Source organism: Pseudaquabacterium terrae, assembly GCF_013266755.1.
In the GTDB taxonomy this organism is placed as follows: domain Bacteria; phylum Pseudomonadota; class Gammaproteobacteria; order Burkholderiales; family Burkholderiaceae_C; genus Pseudaquabacterium; species Pseudaquabacterium terrae.
In genome coordinates, this window is record NZ_JABRWJ010000044.1 from 1 (window position 1) to 1,964 (window position 1,964).

Below are 1,964 nucleotides of genomic sequence, written 5' to 3' on the forward strand. Positions count from 1 at the left end.
CCGAAGTTCCAGCACCCGCCGAACGAGTTTGTTCTTGTGCCACAGGCACTTGGCGTGAGATCTGGGTTCGCGTTTCTGTCTACGGCCGGATCTGCTTGATCAGATCGAGCGCGTGACGTTGCGTCGGATTGGGCGTCGTGATGACGTCGAAGGTGGGCGCGTCGGGCCCGGCATTGGGTGTGCGGCAGGTATTGCGCACGATGCTGCCGAGTTCGGCCATCAGCGTGGAGAAGCTGTGTGCGGGCGTGCCGTCATCGATGGTGTGGCTGGCCGCCTTGTCTTGCGCTGCCACGGAGCGCTGGGCTGCAGCGACGGGATGGCGCGTCGCCTTGGCCGCCTGGTCGATGTCGGCGAACATCAGCTCACGCCATGCCTCGCGCATGTGCCACTCGACGTAGTACGCGAGCATGCACAGCAGGATGTGCGCGCGTACGCGATCGGCCGTGCGGTGGTGGATCGGGCGGACCTTCAAGTCCACCGTCTTGAGCGAGCGGAATGCGCGCTCCACATTGGCCAGCGCCTTGTAGTTGCGCACGCAGTCGGGCGCGTCCATGCGCTGCGCGTCGACCGAGGTTCGGATGACATAGATGCCATCCAGGGCGCTCTCAGCGGCGATCGCCGCGTGCTTGCGCGCGAAGGTGAAGCCGCTGTCGTCTATGGCCAATTCGAAGTGCTTGGCTACCTTGTACTGGTTGACCACCTTGCCCACGCGCAATCCGATCGCGTCGGCGCCCTTGAGCTTGCCGGCATCCACTCGGTCCTTGATTGCGCCTAGGTTCTTCTCGGTGGCTGCGAGCAGCGCTTCGCGTTTGATTGCGCGCAGCTTGGCCAGCTGAGGATTGCGACAAGCCACCAGCCGTTCATCGGGATACTCGGGTGAGCTGATCTCCAGCAGGTTGCGCTCGTCGAACAGCCCCAGTTGCAGCTGCCCTTGCTCGACCAGCGAGCGGATCGAGGCGCTCTTCAGCGCCGTGATCCAGCCGATACCGCTCATCTCGCGCAACTCAGCGATCGAGCCGTGGCCGATCATGCCGCGGTCGCCCACCATGACCAGGTGCTCGATGCCGAACTGCTCGCGCAGCCGCTGCACCTCGGGCATGAAGGTGGCACTGTCGGCCACGTTGCCTTCGTACACCGACACCGCCACGGGGCAACCGCGTGCGTCGGTGAGCAGTCCGTAGTTCACCTGCAGCATGCCCTTGCGGCCATCGCGGCTGTGGCCCAGCCGCGCCAGCGGGCAGGTGGCGCCTTCGAAGTAGCTCGAGCTCAGGTCGTACAGCACCAGGCTGCCATCGCTGAAGTGGCGCGCTGCCAGCTTCTTTTGAATCGCGTCCTGGCGCCCAAACAGCCAGTCCATTGCCGCATACAAATCGTCCTCATTGGCGGCGGCGACACCGAAGTCATCGGCCAATGTGCTCGTGTGCCACCAGCGCGTGGTCGCCAGCTTGGTGTGAGGAGCCACGATGCGCGCGGCCACCATGGCCAGCACCAGTTCGCGCTCCCGACAAGGCTTGCTGCCCAGCACCGCGGCAAAGTCCAGGCGCTGCATTGCCAGCGCCACGGCGTGCACATGGCCGTGCGAGCGTGAGCCGATGACCTCGAATGCCTGGCCCAGCGGCACGAACGTCTCGCCTTGCAGGCTGCGTCGAATGATTTCAATGAGCGACTCGGGCAGATGCGACAGATTGCCCAGCGTCTCGTTCTTGACTTTGCCGTCCTCGCGGTAACTGCGTCGCAGCAGGTGCGTGCGGTAGACGGTGCCTTTGTAGGCGCGCGTCGTGGTGACGACGTGAGCGGTTCCAGTTCGTGCGGCCATGTAAGAAACATAGGCGATTACGAGCCGAAGTCAAGCCAATTTAGTGACTACAAAATCGAGAAAACAAAAGCGCCTCAAGGGCGCCAATGTTCAGCAATCACGCGGACTTGCGCCCGCATGATGACTACGTGGATGGGAGGAACTTCGG

Annotated in this window: 1 protein-coding gene; it reads right to left on the bottom strand. The window is 63.5% G+C overall.

Annotation, left to right across the window (positions count from 1 at the left end; genetic code table 11):
- Nucleotides 1-79: 79 nt before the first annotated feature.
- Nucleotides 80-1,816 carry an IS1634 family transposase gene (locus HLB44_RS36615; protein ID WP_173135788.1) on the bottom strand — a complete coding sequence of 579 codons (1,737 nt, stop codon included), beginning with the start codon at nucleotides 1,814-1,816 and terminating at the stop codon, nucleotides 80-82.
- Nucleotides 1,817-1,964 lie beyond the last annotated feature (148 nt).